This is a genomic window from Rhodococcus sp. NPDC059179 (genome assembly GCF_042754885.1).
Classification (GTDB): domain Bacteria; phylum Actinomycetota; class Actinomycetes; order Mycobacteriales; family Mycobacteriaceae; genus Rhodococcus_G.
In genome coordinates this window covers 753925-771140 of sequence record NZ_JBHZBV010000001.1, presented here as the reverse complement: position 1 = coordinate 771140, position 17216 = coordinate 753925, and the positions used below count along the sequence as shown (strand labels likewise).

Sequence of the window (17216 nt, the reverse complement as noted above, 5' to 3'; positions counted from 1 at the left end):
GGAGACGAGGTCGCGCACGGCGGGCGTCCGACGCCATCGGTAGTGTGACCCCGAAGGGTAGGGAAGAGCTGTATCGAAGTGCGGAGGGGCACATGTTCGAGAAACTCGCTAAGTTCGTCGTTCACAATCCATGGAAAATCATTGCGGCGTGGATCGTCGCCGCCATTGCGGTGGTGGCATTCGCGCCCACGCTGAGCGATGTGCTCAACAAGGAGCAGTCGGGATTCCTTCCGGACACTTATGAATCCATCGAGGCACAGCACCTCGCGGAGGATCAGTTCGGGAAGACCGAGGACGCCACGGCGACCATCGTGATCAAGCGCGAGGACGGGCAGCCGCTCTCGGCGGAGGACCAGACCAAGATCGAGGGCCTCGCCGGCACGATCAACTCGACCGGCATCGACCGGGTCGTCGGAGCCGAGACGGGACCGCAGGCACTCGCCGAGAACAAGGAAGTCCAGCTCGTCAGCGTCGGGCTCCAGGGCCTTCCCGACGAGAAGCCGGTCGGTGAGGCGGTCAAGGAGATCCGCAAGATCGGCGGCGAGACCCTGGACGGCAGCGGGCTCCGCATGTCCGTCACCGGTGACGCCGCGCTGATGGTCGACAACGAGGAGGCGTTCAAGAACGCCGAGGCGATCATCGGCATCGTCACGGTGCTGCTGATCATCGGCCTGCTGCTGATCATCTACCGCAGCCCCATCGCGGCTCTGCTACCGATCGTCTCGGTCGGCATCGTCTCGTCCATCGCGCCCGGCATCATCGCCCTGGTCGCGAAGGGCACCGGCCTGCAGGTCGACCAGTCGCTGCAGATCATCCTGACCGTCGTCCTGTTCGGCGTGGGCACCGACTACATCCTGTTCCTGCTGTTCCGGTTCCGGGAGCGGCTGCGCGCTGGCGAGGAGAAGACCGCCGCGCTGATCCACGCGGTCGAGCGGGTCGGCGAGGTCATCGCCTCCGCGGCGGGCGCGATCATCGTCGCGTTCTGCGCGCTGCTGCTCGCGATCTTCGGTGCGTTCCGCAGCCTCGGCCCCGGCCTCGCGATCGGCGTCGGAATCATGGCGCTCGCCTCGCTCACGCTGATCCCCGCCATCGTGTCGCTGATCGGCACCAAGGTGTTCTGGCCGTCGAAGTCGTGGCAGAAGGAGCCCAAGGGCACCGTCTTCGCCAGGCTCGGCGCGTTCACCGGCCGCCGACCGGGCGTGGTCGCGCTGGTCTCCGGCGGACTGCTGGTCGTGATGGCGCTGGGCATGTTCGGCTTCAAGACGGACTACGACCAGCTCGGCCAGCTGCCGTCGACGACGGAATCGGCGCGCGGCATCAACGATCTGCAGTCCGGGTTCCCGGCGGGCGCGTTGAACCCGACGCTGGTCTACCTGAACTCCACGAACGGCACCCCGCTGGACCCGGCCGAGGTGGAGCGGGTGGCGCAGGAGCTGGCCACCTCCCCTGGCATCGGCGGCGCCATGCCGGCGAACGAGCAGGGCGGCCTCGGACTCATCTCCGAGGACGGCAGCACCGCGCAGATCAACCTGCTGCTGGAGTACAGCCCGCAGTCCAACGAGGCGCTCGACGCGATCGACCCACTGCGCGAGGCCGCGCACGCCGCCGCGCCCGAGGGCGTCGAGGTACTGGTCGGCGGGCCGACCGCGGCGTTCACGGACATCCGCGACGCGAACAACCGGGACCTGTCGGTGATCTTCCCGGTGGCGGGCGTGCTGATCGCGCTGATCCTCGCGCTGCTGCTGCGCTCGCTGGTGGCGCCGATCTACCTGATGGCATCGGTGGTGCTGGTGTTCTTTTCCACGATGGGCGCGACCACGTTCCTGTTCACCGTGGTCGGCGATCGGCCGGGCATCTCGTTCTCGCTGCCGATAATGCTGTACCTGTTCGTGGTGGCGATCGGAACGGACTACAACATCCTGATGATCGCCCGGCTCCGCGAGGAGGCGCGCGAGGGCCGAAGCCCAAGGGAGGCAGCCCGACTGGGCATCGAGCACGGCGGTCCGTCGGTGGGCGCGGCCGGCATCATCCTGGCAGGCACCTTCGGCTCGATGCTGCTGTCCGGGATCGCCTTCATGACCGAGATGGGCTTCGCGGTGGCGCTGGGCATCCTGCTCTCGTCCTTCGTGATGTCGATGTTCCTGGTGCCCGCGATCACCGCGCTGCTCGGCCACAAGGCCTGGTGGCCGGGGCATGGTGACGCCGTCGTCGAACACGGCCGCCCCGACGAGGACCTGGAGCCTGTGCGGGTCTGACCCCGCCGAGCCGGGAACAACTCAGGGCCCGCCCTTTCCGTCACCGCGGAGGGGCGGGCCCTGCTCGTTGTCGAAGGAGCTAGCTTGCCCAGGCGGCCCGGCGGCTGTCGGCCTGCTGCGCCGGATCCCAGTTCTCGGCCTGGAAGTCGATCGTGTGGACGGTGTCTCCCCCGACCTCCGTGACGGTCAGCACGCCGATCATGGATCCGAGCAGCGACGGCTTGATGGTCACGGCGATCGCGGTGGCGGTGTCCTTTAGCGCGTCGCCGTCGAGGTCGCTCGCGCAGACCCGAACGGTGAGGTCAACGGTCGCCGGGTTCTGCCCACTGTTCAGCTTGGTGACGGCACCGTCGACGGTGACGCCCGCGGGCAACGCCGCGGACTTCGCGATCACGGTCGCGGTGGGATCGTCGGCGCTCGCGTCGCCGGGGCAGGTGGCGGCGGGAGCGTCGGAGGCCTCGGCCGCGGACGAGGTGTCCTCGGAGCTGCAGCCGGCAAGGAGGAGAGTGGCCCCGAGTGCAAGGGCGGTCACAGTGCGTTTCACCCGGTCATTGTGGATGCAAATGTCGTCGCCCGCATCACGGGGGGTGAGCTTCCGGTGACACGGCACCCGATCACCGGTCAGACTGCAGTACATGTGGGAATCTCTGCCGGAATTGTGGAACTCGCTGCCGGGGCCGCTGCGTGACCCGGTCGCGTTCGCCATTCCGTTCTTTGCCCTGCTCCTCGCCCTGGAATGGGCGGCCGCCCGGTTCCTCGCCGGTACCGAAGTCGGGCCGGACGGGCGGGCACATCCGCCGCGCGGCGGCTACGACGCCGTGGACGCGCGGACCAGCATCTCGATGGGCCTGGTGTCCATCCTGACCAGCGCGGCGTGGAAGGCCCTCGCCCTGGTCGGCTACGCGGCGATCTACGCGTACCTGGCGCCGTGGCATCTGCCGGTCGACGCCTGGTACACCTGGGTGATCCTGATCGTCGGCGTCGACCTGTTGTTCTACTGGTACCACCGGATCGCGCACCGCTCCCGGATCGTGTGGGCCACCCACCAGGCTCACCATTCCAGCGAGTACTTCAACTTCGCGACCGCGCTGCGCCAGAAATGGAACAACAGCGGCGAGATCCTGATGTGGATCCCGTTGCCGCTCATCGGGATACCGCCGTGGATGGTGTTCGTCGGGTTCTCTGTGAATCTGGTCTACCAGTTCTTCGTGCACACCGAGCGGGTGGACCTGTTGCCCCGGCCGATCGAGCTGGTGTTCAACACGCCGTCACACCACCGGGTGCATCACGGCTGCGATCCCGAGTACCTCGACAAGAACTACGCAGGCATCCTGATCATCTGGGACCGCATGTTCGGCACCTTCACACCCGAAACACACCGCCCCACCTACGGTCTCACCACTCCGGTGCGCACGCACAACATCCTCACGCTGCAGGGGCACGAGTACGCCGCCATCGGCCGCGACGTGCGGGCCGCGGGGTCGTGGCGGGAGCGGCTGGGGTACGTGTTCGGGCCGCCGGGGTGGACTCCGTAGCGACCGGTGACGAGTTTCCACCCTGGTGGTGATTCCCTCCAGGGGGTCCGGGGCTCAGGATTGGGTTCGCACCGACACCGAACTCCGGTCCTCCCGACCGCCCTTCGAAAGGAACGCGCCAATGTCCCCTCTCGGCTTGCTGTTCGGACCCGGCCTCGAGCCGCCCGGCCTGTACTTCGGACCCGGCCTCGAGCCGCCCGCCCAGCTCTTCGGCGATCTCAACAGGCTCGGCCCGTCCCTCTTCTTGGGTATCGCACACCTGTGAACATGGAAAGTTTTCCTGCATAACGGGTCTCGCGCGGAGGATGCCGTCAGCTGCCGCCCTCGACCACGATCTCGACCCCGCCGCCCAGCAGGGCGGTCGCAGTCAGCCCGAACATCCGATGGAATGCGTCGCTGAAATGCGAGGGGGTCGCGAAGCCTGCGTCGACGGCGGCGCGGGTGAGGTCCGATCCCTTCGCCACAGCCGCCGCGACGTGCAGCATCCGAGCCCACAGCCGGTACCGCCGAAAACTGGTGCCGGTCTCGGCGGCGAACAGTCGGAGGAAGTACGGCGTCGACAGGTGCGCGTCCCGGGCGAATTCCACCGCGGTGACCGCCGCCGCGGGTTGCGCGCGGATCGTCCGGATCACCCCGCCGATCCGCTCGTCGACCGGACCGCGGACCGGGCCCGCCGCCGCGTCCATGATCCGCCGGGCGTCGGGGACCGGGGCATTGCAGAGCTCGACCAACTCCGATTCCGACCGGTGCCCGATCCCGAACCCGTCCGCCGTCGACATCATCCGGCCGAGGCACCCTCTGGCGAGCGCCGAGCCGGGATCGAAGTAACAGAACAACATTCGCCGTCCGGCCGAAACGATCTGGTGCGTGGTCCGCGGCGGGACGAGCACCGATCGGAGCGTCACGTCAGCACTCCCCTCGACTCGGAGGATCAGCGGCGCATCCACGCCGACCGCGAGGCAGTAGACGGCCGTCGAGTGGGGATCCAGGCGCAGCGACGGGCCGAGATAGGCGGCGTGGCCGCACCACACCCACAGCGTGGGTACTGCGCACGTTTCTGGAAGCGGCCGCCTGTCCACAACCGCCATGCTGACACAACAACCACGGACGGAAGGGGCAACCATGTGGGCCAAGCGGATCGCGCGGGGACTGCTGGTCGGGGTCGGACTGGTCAACCTGGCGCCCGGCGCGGCGGCCTTCTCGGCGTCGCGGGTCGAATCGCTCTACGGCGTGCGGGTCGTCGGCGCCGACCTGGAACTGCTGCTGCGCCACCGGGCGGCGCTGCTGGCCCTCGTCGGCGGCGGGCTCCTGGCAGGCGCGTTCGTGCCGTCGATCCGCGTCCCCACCGTGGCCGCCGCCGCGACGAGCATGGGCAGCTACGTCGCGCTGACCACGGCGGTGGGACAGACGAACCCGCAGTCGTCGCGGGTGCGTGCGGTGGACGTCGCCGCGCTCGCGGCGCTGGCGCTGGCCGTCGGGCTCGAGGCGAGCGCGCTCAGTCCCGCCGCAGGCTGACCAGGAAGTCGACGGTTCCGGATCCGTCGACCGTGACGAACCCCAGCGACGGGGGTTGCACGCCGAAGTCCGTCCACGTCACCGGGATGCCCCCCGAGGCGATCAGCGATTCGCCCGACCGCAGCACCTCGAGGTCGACGGCCACCGGCCGCGCGGCGCCCTTGAGCGTGAGCGTCCCGGTCGCGGTGACGGTCGCAGTGGTGCCGTCGAGGGGCAGGCCGGACAGATCGACGGGGCCGTCGAGGGTGAACGTCGCCGTCGGGAAGTTGCTCGCCGACATGACATTCCCGGTGAACTGCCCGTCGCGACGGGTGTTGTCGGTGGTGATCGACGCGACCTGCACGGTGATCTCGGCCGCCGTCAGCTTGTCGGCCTCGACGGTGGCCGAGCCGCTGACCTCGCCGGTCGAGCCGACCACGGTGACGCTGGCGCCGTTGAGGATCTCGTGCACCGTGTAGCCGGCGGCACTCTGATTCGGCGCGGTCCCGGGGTCGACCGACCACTGCCCGTTGATGTCCCCGGTCGCGGGCGTGGCGCCTTCGGTGGACACCGCGGCGGCGGGGGCGTCGTCCTCGGCGATCCAGTTGCCGTACACCCACGGCCCGGCCGCCAGGGCCACCACCAGCGCGAGCACTCCGAGCAGGATCCACCGCAGTTTGGACATGATCGTCAGCCTAGTTGACGCTTCAAGGAAATCGGGGTGCTCCCTCTGGGGCTCACTCAGGTCGGCGACTCCGCCCGGCGCGGCCGCCGAACTATGCTGACCGACATAGGCAGCTAGGGAGAACCGCACATGAATCACCTACCCACCGCCCGCGACCGGATGCTGACGAGCGCGATCACCCTCTTCCGCGAGCGTGGCATCGACGCGACGTCCTTCGCCGACGTCATCGAGCGCGCCGACGCACCGCGCGGGTCGATCTACCACCACTTCCCCGGCGGCAAGACCCAGCTCGCGGAGGAGGCCACCCGGACGGCGGGCACCCTGATGGGAACGCTCATCGCGTCGAGCCTCGAGCAGGGCGAGCCGTCCGAGATGCTGGCGCTGATCATCGGTGGCTTCCGCCAACGGCTGCTCGACTCGGACTTCCGGTCGGGCTGCCCGGTGGTCGCGGGCGCCCTGGAAGGCGGGGACTTCCCGGCGGCACGGGAGGTCGCGGGCGAGACCTTCACGTCCTGGGAGGGCACCATCGCGGCGGCGCTCGAGCAGCGCGGCGTCCCGGCGGCCCGTGCCGAGTCCCTGGCGACCACGGCCATCACCGCCATCGAGGGCGCCCTGCTCGTGGCCAAGGCGCAGCACAGTGTCCAGGCCCTCGACCGGGTCGCCGCCGAACTGGGCGGGCTGATCGATTCGGTGGTCGACGGGGCCCAGCGGTAGTCGCGGCCGCGTTCAGCGCGCCCGAGGTCACAAATGCGGAAGACCCCCGACCGGAATCCGGTCGGGGGTCTTCGTGGCGGTGGCGGAGGGATTTGAACCCTCGGACGGGGGTTACCCGTCACACGCTTTCGAGGCGTGCTCCTTAGGCCGCTCGGACACGCCACCGCCGGTGACTTTACCCGACTCCGGGCCTGGCGCTAAATCGGGCGTCCAGCGCCCACTCCGACCCGGGCCGGGGATCAGCGCTGCCCGCGGAAGAAGCCCTCCAGCAGGGCAGCGCACTCGCCCTCCAGCACGCCGCCGCGGACCTGCGGGCGATGGGTGAGCCTGCGGTCGCGGACCACGTCCCACAGCGACCCGACGGCCCCGGTCTTGGGCTCCCACGCCCCGAACACGACCTTCTCGATCCGGGCCAGCACCAGCGCCCCCGCGCACATCGTGCACGGCTCGAGGGTCACCGCCAGCGTCGCGCCCTCCAGCCGCCAACCGTCGCCATGGACCAGAGCCGCCGCGCGCAGCGCCAGGATCTCGGCGTGGGCGGTCGGGTCGGCGTTGGCCTCGCGGGCGTTCGCGGCCCGGGCGAGCTCGACACCGTTCGCGTCGAAGACCACCGCGCCGACCGGGACGTCGGCGGTGTCGGCGGCGGCCGCGGCGTCGATCGCCGCCCGGACCATCGCCTCGTCGCGGTCCCTCGCCCCGCTGGGCAGCGACATCTACCGGGGCAGGGTGTCGAGCACCGAGGACAGCTCGGTGGCGAACCCGAGCCGCTGCGCGATCATGCCCAGCTGCTCGTCCGGGTACAGCTCGGTCTCCGCGAGGATCACCCCGAGCACCGGCTCCGGCAGGCCGAGATCCGCCAGCAGGCTGAGGTCGCCCTCCTCCCACGGCTCGACGTCGTCGATCTCGTCGGGGTCGAGGTCCGGGGTCTCGACGTTGAGCGCGTCGAGCACGTCGGAGGCGATGTCGTAGTCGAGCGCCGCGGTGGCGTCCGAGAGCAGCAGCCGGGTGCCCGTCGGCGCCGGGCGGAGGATGACGAAGAACTCGTCGTCGATGTCGAGCAGACCGAACACGGCGCCGGAGCTACGCATCTCGCGCAGCTCGGTCTCCGCCGCCTCGAGGCTGTTCAACGCGGCGGAGGTGAGTGCCGTGCACTTCCACTTGCCGTCGTCGAGGACCACCGCGACGCCGAAGCCATCGAGATCCTCGAACTGGTCCGAGGGGGCGCTGTTGTCACCCGCGCGCTGAGCAGCCATGCCGTCACCGTAGTCCGCCGGGCGCCGGTAAATGAAGTCCGCAGGCAAATGTGCCAACCTATCCGGGTGTCTGCTGAAGCGACTGACCCGCCGGTGTGCGTTCTGGGACTCGGACTGATCGGCGGATCGGTGTTGCGGGCCGCGGTCGCGGCGGGCCGGACGGCCTGGGGCTACAACCGCTCCGCAGGCGCCGTCGAGGACGCCCGCGCCGACGGATACGACGCCGACACGGACCTCGAGGCGGTGCTGCGACGGGCGCAGCGGTCGGGCGCGCTGATCGTCGTCGCGGTGCCCGTGCCCGCCCTCGACGCCGTGCTCACCCAGGTCGCCGCGCACGCACCCGATTGCGCACTGACCGACGTGGTGAGCGTGAAGCGGGCGGTTCTGGACGCGGTGCGCGCGCACGGCCTCGGCACACGGTTCGTCGGGGGGCATCCGATGGCGGGGACCTCCCAGTCCGGCTGGGCGGCGGGCGACGTCGCCCTCTTCCGGGACGCGGTGTGGGTGGTCGGCACCGACCACGGCGTCGACCCCGGGGTGTGGGGTCAGGTGGCCGCGCTGGCCGTGGACTGCGGCTCGGTGGTGGTGCCCGCCGCCGCGGACGAGCACGACGCGGCGGCCGCCCGCATCTCGCACCTGCCGCACCTGCTGGCGGAGGCGCTCGCGGCGGTCGCGGCGTCGGGCGGCGACCTCGCGCTGGGGCTGGCGGCTGGCTCGTTCCGTGACGGCACCCGGGTGGCGGGCACCGCGCCGGACCTGGTGCGCGCGATGTGCGAGGCGAACGCTGGCGCGCTCACCGTCGCGCTGGACGAGGCGCTGCGGCTGCTCACCGAGGCCCGCGCCGCCCTCGCGGACAGTGGCAGCACCGAGGCCCTGGTGACGGCCGGGTACGCCGCGCGGCAGCGCTACGAGAGCGTGGACCGCTGGGAGATCACCGACGTCGCGGTCGGCGAGGACGGCTGGGTGGAGCGGATGCGCGACGCCGGCCGACGCGGAGGCGTGCTCCGGAACCGTGCGCGAGTTGTACCCCGGTTGGGGTGAAACACGCGCACAGGCGCCGCAGGCGCGCCTAGATCCGCTCGGCCAGGCCCTGGTAGTCGAGGATGAAGCCGTCGCGGTCGATGGTGACCGAGGAGCTCGACACCGGCGAGAGGACATGGATGCCGTCCGCGCCGCTGCTGTAGGTCAGGCTCGCCTCCTGCACGCTCAGGTCGGGCAGGTAGACGTAGACGACCGGGACCTGGATGTCCTCGGAGCCCGTGTGCATGCCGAACCGACGGATCGGCAGGGTGTTGAAGAACGGGCTGAGCACCACGTCCACGTCCAGCGCGCCGCCGAAGGTGGAGCGCTTGGGGTTGGTGCCGTCCTCGACCATCCAGTTGCCCTGCGAGTCCCGACTGATCGAGACCTGCCGCTCCCCTGACGCCAGACTGGTCCGCAGCGAGAGCCTGCGCGTCACCCCGTTCTCGTCCGTGACGAGGTCGTATGACGCGCTGAAGGCGGGGTGCTCTGCGCACTGGCCACCGATGATCCGGCCTGCCGCCTTGATCCGGTTGCCGACGAGCTGAACACGAACCGACTCCATCCGAGGAGCGGTGTGCGCCCGCCAGGTGAGCACCGCCGGCCAGGCCGATTCGGCGGCCGCTGACGCGGCCTCGGCACCATGAGCTGGATTGGTCACCTGCTTACGGTAAGCGACGTGACGCCGCCTGGCACTGGTGGCGTCGAACCCGGCGTGGTCGCCGCGCGCCGAGCACTCACGCGGCCTCCGCTGCGCGCCGGTCGAGCACCGCGATCCTGGCCGACATCACCGCAAGGGCGAACAACCCGACCACCACGTTGAGCAGCGCTCCGAATTCCTGTGCGACGAAGTCGAACACCTGCGTCAGCAGCACCGTGACCAGTGCCGCCGCCCGCAGGAACTGCAGGGGCCACACCTTGCCGTTGCGGAGCCGGGCGACGCCGACCCAGCTCAGCACGCAGGCCACGGCGGTCCCGGCGAGCTGGCCGAGGGTGGTGATCGTGCCTGCCTCGTTCTCGAGATCGGCTGCCAGGGTGGCGATGGCGTTGATCAGCCCGGTCGTCGAGAAGAACACCAGCACGAACGCGGCCACCCCGACGGCGGCGCGGCTGCTCAGCGCGACCGGGATCCGCCGGGAGCCCCAGGCCCGCACTCCCCCGAACCGGCCGGGGTCGCGGGGGTCGCAGCGCGCGAGCAGGTCCCCGATGTCCGCGATCGCGGTCCGGTCGGCGCCCGCCACCTCGGCGCGGTGCAGCTGCGCCGCGGCGAGCTCCCTGCGGCTCGGCCGCAGCCCGCGGATCAGGCCGTCCACCGCGATGGCGGCGGCGTTGCTGATGTCCTCCGCCACGCTCGGCGGCCTGGCGTCGTGCAACCACCGGTTGAGCAACAGCAGCAGCACGACGACGACGTACATGATCGCGACGGCGGGACGATAGAAGTAGTCGTTGGTCTTGGTGACGAACTTGCCGACCTCGTCGAGGAAGAGCCCGAATCCGATGCCGCCCAACACGACCGCGAGCAGCCGCGGCCGCAGGCCGAGGAACGAGAACACCACGACCAGGGCGACGACCATCAGCAGTCCGCCCCACAGCACGTGCGCGACGTGCAGCGTCGCGCCGCCGACCTGTGGGTAGCCGGTGAGGTGCAGATAGGCACGGGTGATCAGGATCGTCAGCACCCCGATGATGACGAAGGCCTCCACCAGGGCGCTGGCCTGGGCGTCGCGGAGCATCACCGGCCTGCGCCGGGCACGCCCGGTCTCGGACTGACCGATCAGAGAAGACGCCAGGGTCATCGCTGCGTTCCCTTCCGGACGTGCTCCTCAGTGTCCCCCAACCGGCCGCGGTCCGTCCCGGCTTCTCACCGAGCCCCACCGGCACGCTTCGCGGTCGTCACCCCGTGAGGCGCGATCGCGGTTTGTCCACAGCTGTGGACTAATCCTGTTAACACCCGATGGCGGACTGTGGACAATGTGGACGAATCTGTGGATTACATCGATGTAATTAGCCTGGAACTGCCCGTTCTCTGTCCACAGGGCTGTGGACAGAGCGCCGGCACAGGGGTCGGAGACGGTCGATCCCCAGCCCGACTGGTCGCTCGTCCACAGGTGGCACACAGGTTTTGCTTTCCGCGCCCAAAGGCAAGCGCTGTGCGCTCCCGCGAATCGGTGTGTGAAGTCACGACCGGAACCCAGCCCGAACCCGTGCGCGGCGCCGAAACCAAAACACCCCCCGCGTCGCCGCGGGGGGTGTTTCTCTGTGCGCCCGAAGGGATTCGAACCCCTAACCTCTTGATCCGTAGTCAAGTGCTCTATCCGTTGAGCTACGGGCGCATGTCTTCAGTTGTGCTGGCCTACGTGCACCAGCGTGGCGGAAGCGAGAGGATTTGAACCTCCGGTCCCCTTTGAGGAGGACAACTCATTAGCAGTGAGTCCCATTCGGCCGCTCTGGCACGCTTCCTAGGCTCAGGTCCTTTCGGAACCGCCGGATGGAAAGGTTACACAGGCACGGCGTTAAGGGCAAAACGACTGGTCAAATCGATTTCTAGCGCAGATTGCCGTCGAACCAGTCGAAGATCCGGCGCTGCGCGTCCATCATCGCCTGCGCCGCCGGATCGTTGTCGTCCCCGTCCGCCGGAAACTCCGGCGGCTCGTCCGCGCGATGCTCCAGGCCGCTGTAGCTGACCACGAGGGTCGCGACGTCGGCGCGCGCGATCGCCTCCCGCAGTCGCTCGACGTGCTCGGGCGGGGCGCCCGGGTCGTCCTCCCCGTACAGCCCCAGCCACGGCGCCAGCAGGCCAGGGGCCGCGTCCACCAGCGCCGGCGCACCCTCTCCGAGCGACTCGACGATGCCGCGCGCCGACACGCTGACCGCCGCCCCCACCGGCCTGGTCGTCGCGACGAGCAGAGCGGCCGTCCCCGCGTCGTCGAATCCGAGCACCCCGACGCAGTCCGCGTAGACGCCGCGCGCGGTGAGCCAGTCGAACGCCGCGTCGAAGTCGGCGAACAGGGTGTCGCCGAACACCTCTCCGGTGCTGTGCAGCGGTTCGCGGTGGAACAGGTGCGGCGCCACCGTCAGCCATCCCTCGGCCGCGAGCGAACGCATGAGATCGAGCAGGGCGTCGGTGAACTCCCGCGACTCGTGCAGGACCACGATGCCGCCCCGGGCGGGTCCGTCCGGTTCGACGGCCGTCACGGGAACGCGGACGGGAGGCTCGTCCGGATGCTCCCCCAGTGCGCGCAGTGCCGCGCTGTCTGTGAAGATTCCCGACATACGTATACCTTGGCACGCCCACGGCCCACCCGTTCAAGATTCTTTTTCGGGTACCCGGCTTCGTGTTCAGCACACCCGCCCCGCCCGGCGGGGCGCGGCGCGTAATCTCCATCCATGACCGTTCGCACCCGCCCCGACCTCTCCGGAATCGCGCCCTACGTGCCCGGACGCAGCTTTCCCGGCGCTATCAAACTGGCCAGCAACGAGACCACCGCCGGTCCGCTGCCCAGCGTGATGAACGCGATCGCCGAGGCCGCCGCGAGCGCGAATCGCTACCCGGACAACGGCTCCGTCGCCGTGCGCGAGGCGCTGGCCGCCAAGCTCGGCGTGAGCGTGGACCGAATCACCACCGGCTGCGGATCGGTGGGCCTCTGCCTCGAACTGGTGCAGGCGACCGCCGGGCCGGGCGATGAGGTGATCTATGCGTGGCGCTCGTTCGAGGCCTACCCCGTGGTGGTCAAGGTGGCCGGCGCCACCCCGGTCGAGATCCCGCTGACCCCGGACTACGGGCACGACCTCGACGCCATGCTCGCGGCCATCACCGACCGCACACGGCTGATCTTCGTGTGCAACCCGAACAACCCGACCGGATCCCTGATCGCCGCCGAGGCCCTCGCACGGTTCCTCGACGCGGTGCCCGCCCACATCCTCGTCGTGCTGGACGAGGCCTACTTCGAGTACGTGCGACCCGAGGACGGCGCCGAAGCTGCACCCGACGGCGTGGCCTTGGCCGAGGGCAGACCGAATGTCGTTGTGCTGCGGACGTTCTCGAAGGCTTATGGCCTGGCCGGGCTGAGGATCGGGTACGGGATCGGCGACCCTGAGATCATCGCCGCGCTGTTCAAGGTGCACCTCCCCTTCGCGGTCAGCAGCGTCGCCCAGGCCGCCGCGGTGGCCTCACTCGCCGCCGACGCGGAGTTGCTCGCCCGCACCGACGAGGTGGTCGCCGAGCGGACCCGGGTCCGGGACACCCTGATCGCGGCCGGCTACGACGTGCCCCCGTCGTCGGCCAACTTCCTCTGGCTTCCGCTCGGCGCGCAGTCGACGACGTTCGGCGAGGCGAGCGTCGCCGCGAAGGTGCTGACGCGGCCCTTCGTGGGGGACGGCGTGCGAGTCACCATCGGCGATCCCGACGAGAACGACGCATTCCTGGCCTTCGCGGTCGGGGCCGGCCTGCCGATCTGGAAGGCGTCACAGCAGGGCTGAGCGACCGCGGTGACCCGACGGACTCAGCGTCCGAGCGCGCGTTCCAGGGTCGGCCAGGAGTCGTGCAGGTCGTCCTGCCAGTACCGCCAGCGGTGGGTGCCGTCCGGCCGGTAGACGAAGGTGGCGGGGATGTTCAGCTCCCGCAGGCGTCGGTCGAACTGCTGGGTGCAACGCAGCGCACCCACCTCGAGCGAGCCGCCGAGCGCGATGATCAACGGCAGGTCCGGGTCGGCCAGGTCGTCGTGCGCCCCCAGCGCTCCGGTGCCGACCGACGAGTAGACGACCTTCCCGCGCAGCGCCTCGGCATTGCGCATCGGGTTGTGGGCTTGCCAGGCGGGGTCGCCGTCCGGGCCCCACATGTTGGTGGCGTCGCCCTTCTTGAACCCGACCGTACGGCGCACCGAGAACTGCGCCTCCGGGGTGTCGGCGGTGTCCGCGCAGCCGCTGTACGACGCGACCCCGGCGTACAGGTCGGGGTGGCGGGTGATCAGGTTCAGCGCGCCCGCCGCGCCCATGGACACGCCGGCGACCGCGTTGACGCCGTTGCCCTCGAATCGGGAATCGATGATCGGAGGGAGCTCCTTCGCCAGGAAGGTCTCCCACCGGTTGACGCCGAGGACCGGGTCGCTCTGCTTCCAGTCGGTGTAGTAGCTCCCGGTGCCGCCGACCGGCAGCACCACGTTGACATCCTTGTCCGCGAAGAAGTCAACGGCGTCGGTCTCCAGCGTCCAGGTGCTCTCCGCGTAGTCCGACTCGTCGCCGCCGCCGACGCCGTCGAGCAGGTACAGGGTCGGCCGGGTCGCATCGCGGCCGGCGGGCAGCAGCACCTGCACCTGCACGACGCGGTCCATCGCGGGCGAGTTCACGAACACCGCGGCACGCTGATCGGTGAGCATGGTGACGTGATCGACAGTGGCGACGGGCGTGGCCGGGGCGCCGACGACGCCGCCCGCCGCCGCCATCGGGCTGACGAGCCCCGTGAGCACGACCGAAACAGCGAACGCCGCGCCGAACCTCATGAGTCCACCTTCACCCGAGCCCACGGGTGCGGGCGATCGTCGTCCGACAACCTAGCGGAACCCGTATTCGTACAACACAAAACGGCTCCGACCGGGGTTGCGCCCTGGTCGGAGCCGTTTGGTTTGGCGGAAGCGGAGGGATTTGAACCCCCGGTGGGTTTAACGCCACGCTCGCTTTCAAGGCGAGTGCATTCGGCCGCTCTGCCACGCTTCCATCGCAGATCCTAACGGCAGCGCCGGTCCGGGGAGGAATCCGCCGCGGCGGGTCAGCCCGCGGGTCGACGGCTGAGGGCGTCGTCCACCTTGGCGAACACCCCCGCGACGGTCTTCAACTCGTCCCGGCCCAACAGGTCGACGAGATAACGGCGGACCCCGCCGACGTGTGTCGGGGCGGCCTCCTCGAGCCGTCGGCGCCCCTCCTCGGTGAGGATCGCGAGCACCCCGCGCCCGTCCTCGATGCAGGTGTTCCTGGCGACCATGCCGTCCGCCTCCATCCGGCGGACCTGATGGGTCAGCTTGCTGCGCGACGCGACCACGCCGTCCGCGAGCTCGCTCATCCGGACCGATCCGTCGGGCGATTCGGACAGCATCACCAGAATTCGATAGTCGGCCAAGGTGATCCCGTGCCGATCCTGTAAGTCCCGGTTGAGAACTTCCATCAATCGCTGGCCGCCGTCGATGAAGCCGCGCCACGCGGCCATCTCCGTGCCATCGAGCCAGCGGGGAGTCGCACCCTGCACACCGTCAATCTGTGTTGTCACACAAACATTCTAGTGGGAGGCGTGCGCAGTTTCATACCGCTCGGTCTGAAACGACAACGGACCCCGGCCGCGATGGCCGGGGTCCGCGTCGGATCGAAATGGATCAGCTGCGACGCAGCGGCAGCGAGCGAACCCGGATCCGCTCGACGCCGAGCGAGGCCAGCGCGCCCGAGCCGATCGCGGGCGCGACCTTCGGAATGCTCGCCAGCAGCACGGAGGCCTGCTCGTCGATGGTGGCGCCGCCACGGCGCAGCAGCAGCACGCTCGGACCCGACTGCGACGCGATCAGGTCGTCGACGTAGCTGAGCTCCGCGGTGATCAGCGTCCGGCCGTCCGCGGTGGCACGGGCGAGCACCTGATCGTTGTTGCCGCCACGCAGGTCCGCATCGAAGACGTGGACCGCGTCATAGCCCGCATCGCGCAGCAGGCCGGCCACCTTCGGGCTGAGGTTCTCGTCGACCAGGAACTTGACCCCGCCGACCGCCGCCGTGGGAATGCCGGTGACGACCTCCTCGTAGCTGACGTCGATGTCATCCGTGCCGCCGAGCCCGGCGTAGACGGCCTCGAGATTGGCGTCGGAGCCACCCTTCTTGCTGGTGAGCCAGGTCAGCGCGCCCGCACCGAGGCCCGCGGCCGTGAGGCCGCCCGCGACCTTGCCCGCACCGGACAGGCCGACGTTCGGCGCGTCCACGTCCAGGCCGCCACCCAGCTTCGGCGCGTTCACGTCGACATCGGCCTTCGGCAGGTCGACGCCCGCGTCGGGCAGGTCGACGTCGGCCTTCGGCAGGTCGGCATCGACGTCCCTGCCGGAGCCGGTCAGCTTGCCGCCCAGGGCCGCAGCGCCCAGCCCGGCCGCACCGACGGCACCGGCCGCACCGGCGACCGCGCCGCCACTGAGCTTCGGCGCCTTCACATCCGGCAGGTCGGCATCCGGCAGGTCCAGGTCCGGGGCGCTGTGCTTCGGCACCTTGACGTCGGGAGCCTTGACATCCGGCAGGTCGACATCCGGGGTCTTGAGCGTCGGGGCCTTGAGGTCCGGTCCATCGATCTTCGGGGCCTTGAGGTCCGGTCCGTCGATCTTCGGGCCCTTCACGCCTGCCACGTCGACGTCACCCTTGCGGCGGCGTCCGAGCAGTCCGAGCAGTCCGCCCGCGCCCGCCGCGATGGCCAGGCCGACCGGGACGGCCCACCACTTGTTGATGCCGCCGCCGTCGTCGGTCGACTCCTCCGAACCGTCGACATCGATGTCGACACCCGGAACGTCGACGTCAACGGACGGCACCGACGCGTCAACGGTCGGAACGCTCACACTCGGCACGCCGGGGATCGCCAGGCCCTCGAGATCGGCCGCGAGTTCCGGTGGCACGGTGACGAATCCGTCTGCCTCACTCCAACGGATCTCCGCGGTGCCGCCATTGCCGCTGAACTTGGCGACGTGCACGCCGTCCACCTCGGCCTCGGCGGCGATCGGGTAACCGATCGGGCCTGCCGCGCCGCCGAGCTTGTCCCACGCGGCCAGAATGGGTCCGCGGACCAGCCAGGCACCCGCCTCGGGAGTCCAGAAGATCTTGGCGCCGCCAGGCGTGCGGAATTCACTCACCCGATTCGCGCCACCGGTCGCATCCGCCTCATCGGTGCTCGGGAAGCCGACATCACCGGCCGGACCGCCCAATTCGCGGTACTTATCGAGGATCACGCCGTACATGACCTTCGCCCCGCTGTCGGGCGAATAGAAGATCACACCGCCCTCGTAGTTCTGACCGAATCCGTTTCCGACGACATAAACCTCGCCGACCGGACTGCCCAGAGGCGAACCCGCGCCGCCCCATTCGACGTACTTCTTCTCGATCTCGACGTTCTGGGCCTGCTGATGCACGATGGCCGGACCTGCCAGCAGCGGCGAAGCCGCGACCGGCGACGCGAGGAGCAGACCGGCGCCGACTGCCGTCGCACATCCGATGGCCACTCGATTGACTAGCGGTGAATGCTTCGGCTGTTCCA

At 69.8% G+C, this 17216-nt stretch carries 18 protein-coding genes and 4 tRNA genes; 7 read left to right on the top strand and 15 right to left on the bottom strand.

Annotation, left to right across the window (positions count from 1 at the left end; all coding sequences use genetic code 11):
- Positions 1-92 precede the first annotated feature (92 nt).
- Positions 93-2255: an MMPL family transporter gene (locus ACFXMV_RS03550; protein WP_378502099.1), complete on the top strand. Its 2163-nt coding sequence runs from the start codon at positions 93-95 to the stop codon at positions 2253-2255.
- Between the two features lie 79 nt (positions 2256-2334).
- Here ACFXMV_RS03550 and ACFXMV_RS03545 read toward each other — a convergent pair whose 3' ends face one another.
- The gene (locus ACFXMV_RS03545; RefSeq protein ID WP_378502572.1) at positions 2335-2799 is read right to left on the bottom strand and encodes a hypothetical protein; all 465 of its coding nucleotides are present in this window, start codon (positions 2797-2799) and stop codon (positions 2335-2337) included.
- A gap of 91 nt (positions 2800-2890) precedes the next feature.
- Here ACFXMV_RS03545 and ACFXMV_RS03540 point away from each other — a divergent pair, with 91 nt between their 5' ends.
- Together ACFXMV_RS03540 and ACFXMV_RS03535 are read left to right on the top strand one after the other, a co-directional pair.
- Positions 2891-3790: a sterol desaturase family protein gene (locus ACFXMV_RS03540; protein ID WP_378501618.1), complete on the top strand. Its 900-nt coding sequence runs from the start codon at positions 2891-2893 to the stop codon at positions 3788-3790.
- Between the two features lie 121 nt (positions 3791-3911).
- Positions 3912-4055 carry a hypothetical protein gene (locus ACFXMV_RS03535; protein ID WP_378501619.1) on the top strand — a complete coding sequence of 48 codons (144 nt, stop codon included), beginning with the start codon at positions 3912-3914 and terminating at the stop codon, positions 4053-4055.
- Positions 4056-4101: 46 nt separating this feature from the next.
- Here ACFXMV_RS03535 and ACFXMV_RS03530 read toward each other — a convergent pair whose 3' ends face one another.
- The gene (locus ACFXMV_RS03530) at positions 4102-4878 is read right to left on the bottom strand and encodes a helix-turn-helix domain-containing protein (RefSeq protein ID WP_378501620.1); all 777 of its coding nucleotides are present in this window, start codon (positions 4876-4878) and stop codon (positions 4102-4104) included.
- A 34-nt stretch (positions 4879-4912) separates the two neighbouring features.
- On the opposite strand from ACFXMV_RS03530, the gene ACFXMV_RS03525 reads away from it, so the two are divergent.
- Entirely contained in the window at positions 4913-5305 is a 393-nt protein-coding gene (locus tag ACFXMV_RS03525; protein ID WP_378501621.1) for a hypothetical protein, read from the top strand.
- Here the strand turns inward: ACFXMV_RS03525 and ACFXMV_RS03520 are convergent.
- Positions 5286-5969 carry a YceI family protein gene (locus tag ACFXMV_RS03520; RefSeq protein ID WP_378502573.1) on the bottom strand — a complete coding sequence of 228 codons (684 nt, stop codon included), beginning with the start codon at positions 5967-5969 and terminating at the stop codon, positions 5286-5288. The genes ACFXMV_RS03525 and ACFXMV_RS03520 overlap by 20 nt on opposite strands.
- 129 nt (positions 5970-6098) lie before the next feature.
- On the opposite strand from ACFXMV_RS03520, the gene ACFXMV_RS03515 reads away from it, so the two are divergent.
- Entirely contained in the window at positions 6099-6683 is a 585-nt protein-coding gene (locus ACFXMV_RS03515) for a TetR/AcrR family transcriptional regulator (protein ID WP_378501623.1), read from the top strand.
- Positions 6684-6757: 74 nt separating this feature from the next.
- Here the strand turns inward: ACFXMV_RS03515 and ACFXMV_RS03510 are convergent.
- From ACFXMV_RS03510 to ACFXMV_RS03500, 3 genes are all read right to left on the bottom strand, one after another.
- Positions 6758-6848, bottom strand: a tRNA-Ser gene (locus ACFXMV_RS03510).
- Between the two features lie 74 nt (positions 6849-6922).
- Positions 6923-7396 (bottom strand): nucleoside deaminase, encoded by a 474-nt coding sequence (locus ACFXMV_RS03505; RefSeq protein WP_378498669.1) that lies wholly within the window; start codon positions 7394-7396, stop codon positions 6923-6925.
- On the bottom strand, positions 7397-7936 hold the full coding sequence (locus tag ACFXMV_RS03500; protein WP_378498670.1) for a tRNA adenosine deaminase-associated protein: 540 nt from the start codon (positions 7934-7936) through the stop codon (positions 7397-7399).
- Between the two features lie 48 nt (positions 7937-7984).
- Here ACFXMV_RS03500 and ACFXMV_RS03495 point away from each other — a divergent pair, with 48 nt between their 5' ends.
- Positions 7985-8977: a prephenate dehydrogenase gene (locus ACFXMV_RS03495; protein ID WP_378498671.1), complete on the top strand. Its 993-nt coding sequence runs from the start codon at positions 7985-7987 to the stop codon at positions 8975-8977.
- 28 nt (positions 8978-9005) lie between these two features.
- Here ACFXMV_RS03495 and ACFXMV_RS03490 read toward each other — a convergent pair whose 3' ends face one another.
- The 5 genes from ACFXMV_RS03490 to ACFXMV_RS03470 form a co-directional block, all read right to left on the bottom strand.
- Complete coding sequence (locus ACFXMV_RS03490; protein WP_378498672.1) at positions 9006-9617, bottom strand: putative glycolipid-binding domain-containing protein; 612 nt, start codon at positions 9615-9617, stop codon at positions 9006-9008.
- A gap of 76 nt (positions 9618-9693) precedes the next feature.
- Entirely contained in the window at positions 9694-10752 is a 1059-nt protein-coding gene (locus tag ACFXMV_RS03485) for a hypothetical protein (RefSeq protein ID WP_378498673.1), read from the bottom strand.
- A 464-nt stretch (positions 10753-11216) separates the two neighbouring features.
- Positions 11217-11289, bottom strand: a tRNA-Arg gene (locus ACFXMV_RS03480).
- 35 nt (positions 11290-11324) lie between these two features.
- Positions 11325-11416: transfer RNA gene (locus ACFXMV_RS03475), tRNA-Ser, on the bottom strand.
- An 84-nt stretch (positions 11417-11500) separates the two neighbouring features.
- Complete coding sequence (locus tag ACFXMV_RS03470) at positions 11501-12229, bottom strand: dienelactone hydrolase family protein (RefSeq protein WP_378498674.1); 729 nt, start codon at positions 12227-12229, stop codon at positions 11501-11503.
- Positions 12230-12343: 114 nt separating this feature from the next.
- On the opposite strand from ACFXMV_RS03470, the gene hisC reads away from it, so the two are divergent.
- A complete protein-coding gene (gene hisC, locus ACFXMV_RS03465; protein ID WP_378498675.1) occupies positions 12344-13435 on the top strand; it encodes a histidinol-phosphate transaminase in 1092 nt (363 codons plus the stop codon).
- Positions 13436-13458: 23 nt separating this feature from the next.
- Here hisC and ACFXMV_RS03460 read toward each other — a convergent pair whose 3' ends face one another.
- The 4 genes from ACFXMV_RS03460 to ACFXMV_RS03445 all read right to left on the bottom strand — a co-directional run bounded on the left by ACFXMV_RS03460 (position 13459) and on the right by ACFXMV_RS03445 (position 17181).
- Positions 13459-14454, bottom strand: coding sequence for an alpha/beta hydrolase (locus ACFXMV_RS03460; RefSeq protein WP_378498676.1), 996 nt, complete (start codon positions 14452-14454; stop codon positions 13459-13461).
- Positions 14455-14578: 124 nt separating this feature from the next.
- Positions 14579-14668, bottom strand: a tRNA-Ser gene (locus tag ACFXMV_RS03455).
- 52 nt (positions 14669-14720) lie between these two features.
- Positions 14721-15215, bottom strand: a complete 495-nt coding sequence (locus ACFXMV_RS03450) for a MarR family winged helix-turn-helix transcriptional regulator (protein WP_378498677.1) — start codon at positions 15213-15215, stop codon at positions 14721-14723.
- 103 nt (positions 15216-15318) lie between these two features.
- On the bottom strand, positions 15319-17181 hold the full coding sequence (locus ACFXMV_RS03445) for a DUF5615 family PIN-like protein (protein ID WP_378498678.1): 1863 nt from the start codon (positions 17179-17181) through the stop codon (positions 15319-15321).
- Positions 17182-17216: the final 35 nt, after the last annotated feature.

Excerpts from the sequence above, each read along its gene's own strand:
- ACFXMV_RS03525 (WP_378501621.1), top strand. The coding sequence starts at position 4,913 with ATGTGGGCCAAGCGGATCGCGCGGGGACTGCTGGTCGGGGTCGGACTG.
- ACFXMV_RS03470 (WP_378498674.1), bottom strand. The coding sequence starts at position 12,229 with ATGTCGGGAATCTTCACAGACAGCGCGGCACTGCGCGCACTGGGGGAG.
- ACFXMV_RS03495 (WP_378498671.1), top strand. The coding sequence starts at position 7,985 with ATGTGCCAACCTATCCGGGTGTCTGCTGAAGCGACTGACCCGCCGGTG.
- ACFXMV_RS03500 (WP_378498670.1), bottom strand. The coding sequence starts at position 7,936 with ATGGCTGCTCAGCGCGCGGGTGACAACAGCGCCCCCTCGGACCAGTTC.
- ACFXMV_RS03460 (WP_378498676.1), bottom strand. The coding sequence starts at position 14,454 with ATGAGGTTCGGCGCGGCGTTCGCTGTTTCGGTCGTGCTCACGGGGCTC.
- ACFXMV_RS03540 (WP_378501618.1), top strand. The coding sequence starts at position 2,891 with ATGTGGGAATCTCTGCCGGAATTGTGGAACTCGCTGCCGGGGCCGCTG.
- ACFXMV_RS03530 (WP_378501620.1), bottom strand. The coding sequence starts at position 4,878 with ATGGCGGTTGTGGACAGGCGGCCGCTTCCAGAAACGTGCGCAGTACCC.
- ACFXMV_RS03485 (WP_378498673.1), bottom strand. The coding sequence starts at position 10,752 with ATGACCCTGGCGTCTTCTCTGATCGGTCAGTCCGAGACCGGGCGTGCC.
- hisC (WP_378498675.1), top strand. The coding sequence starts at position 12,344 with ATGACCGTTCGCACCCGCCCCGACCTCTCCGGAATCGCGCCCTACGTG.
- ACFXMV_RS03520 (WP_378502573.1), bottom strand. The coding sequence starts at position 5,969 with ATGTCCAAACTGCGGTGGATCCTGCTCGGAGTGCTCGCGCTGGTGGTG.
- ACFXMV_RS03515 (WP_378501623.1), top strand. The coding sequence starts at position 6,099 with ATGAATCACCTACCCACCGCCCGCGACCGGATGCTGACGAGCGCGATC.
- ACFXMV_RS03550 (WP_378502099.1), top strand. The coding sequence starts at position 93 with ATGTTCGAGAAACTCGCTAAGTTCGTCGTTCACAATCCATGGAAAATC.
- ACFXMV_RS03505 (WP_378498669.1), bottom strand. The coding sequence starts at position 7,396 with ATGTCGCTGCCCAGCGGGGCGAGGGACCGCGACGAGGCGATGGTCCGG.
- ACFXMV_RS03535 (WP_378501619.1), top strand. The coding sequence starts at position 3,912 with ATGTCCCCTCTCGGCTTGCTGTTCGGACCCGGCCTCGAGCCGCCCGGC.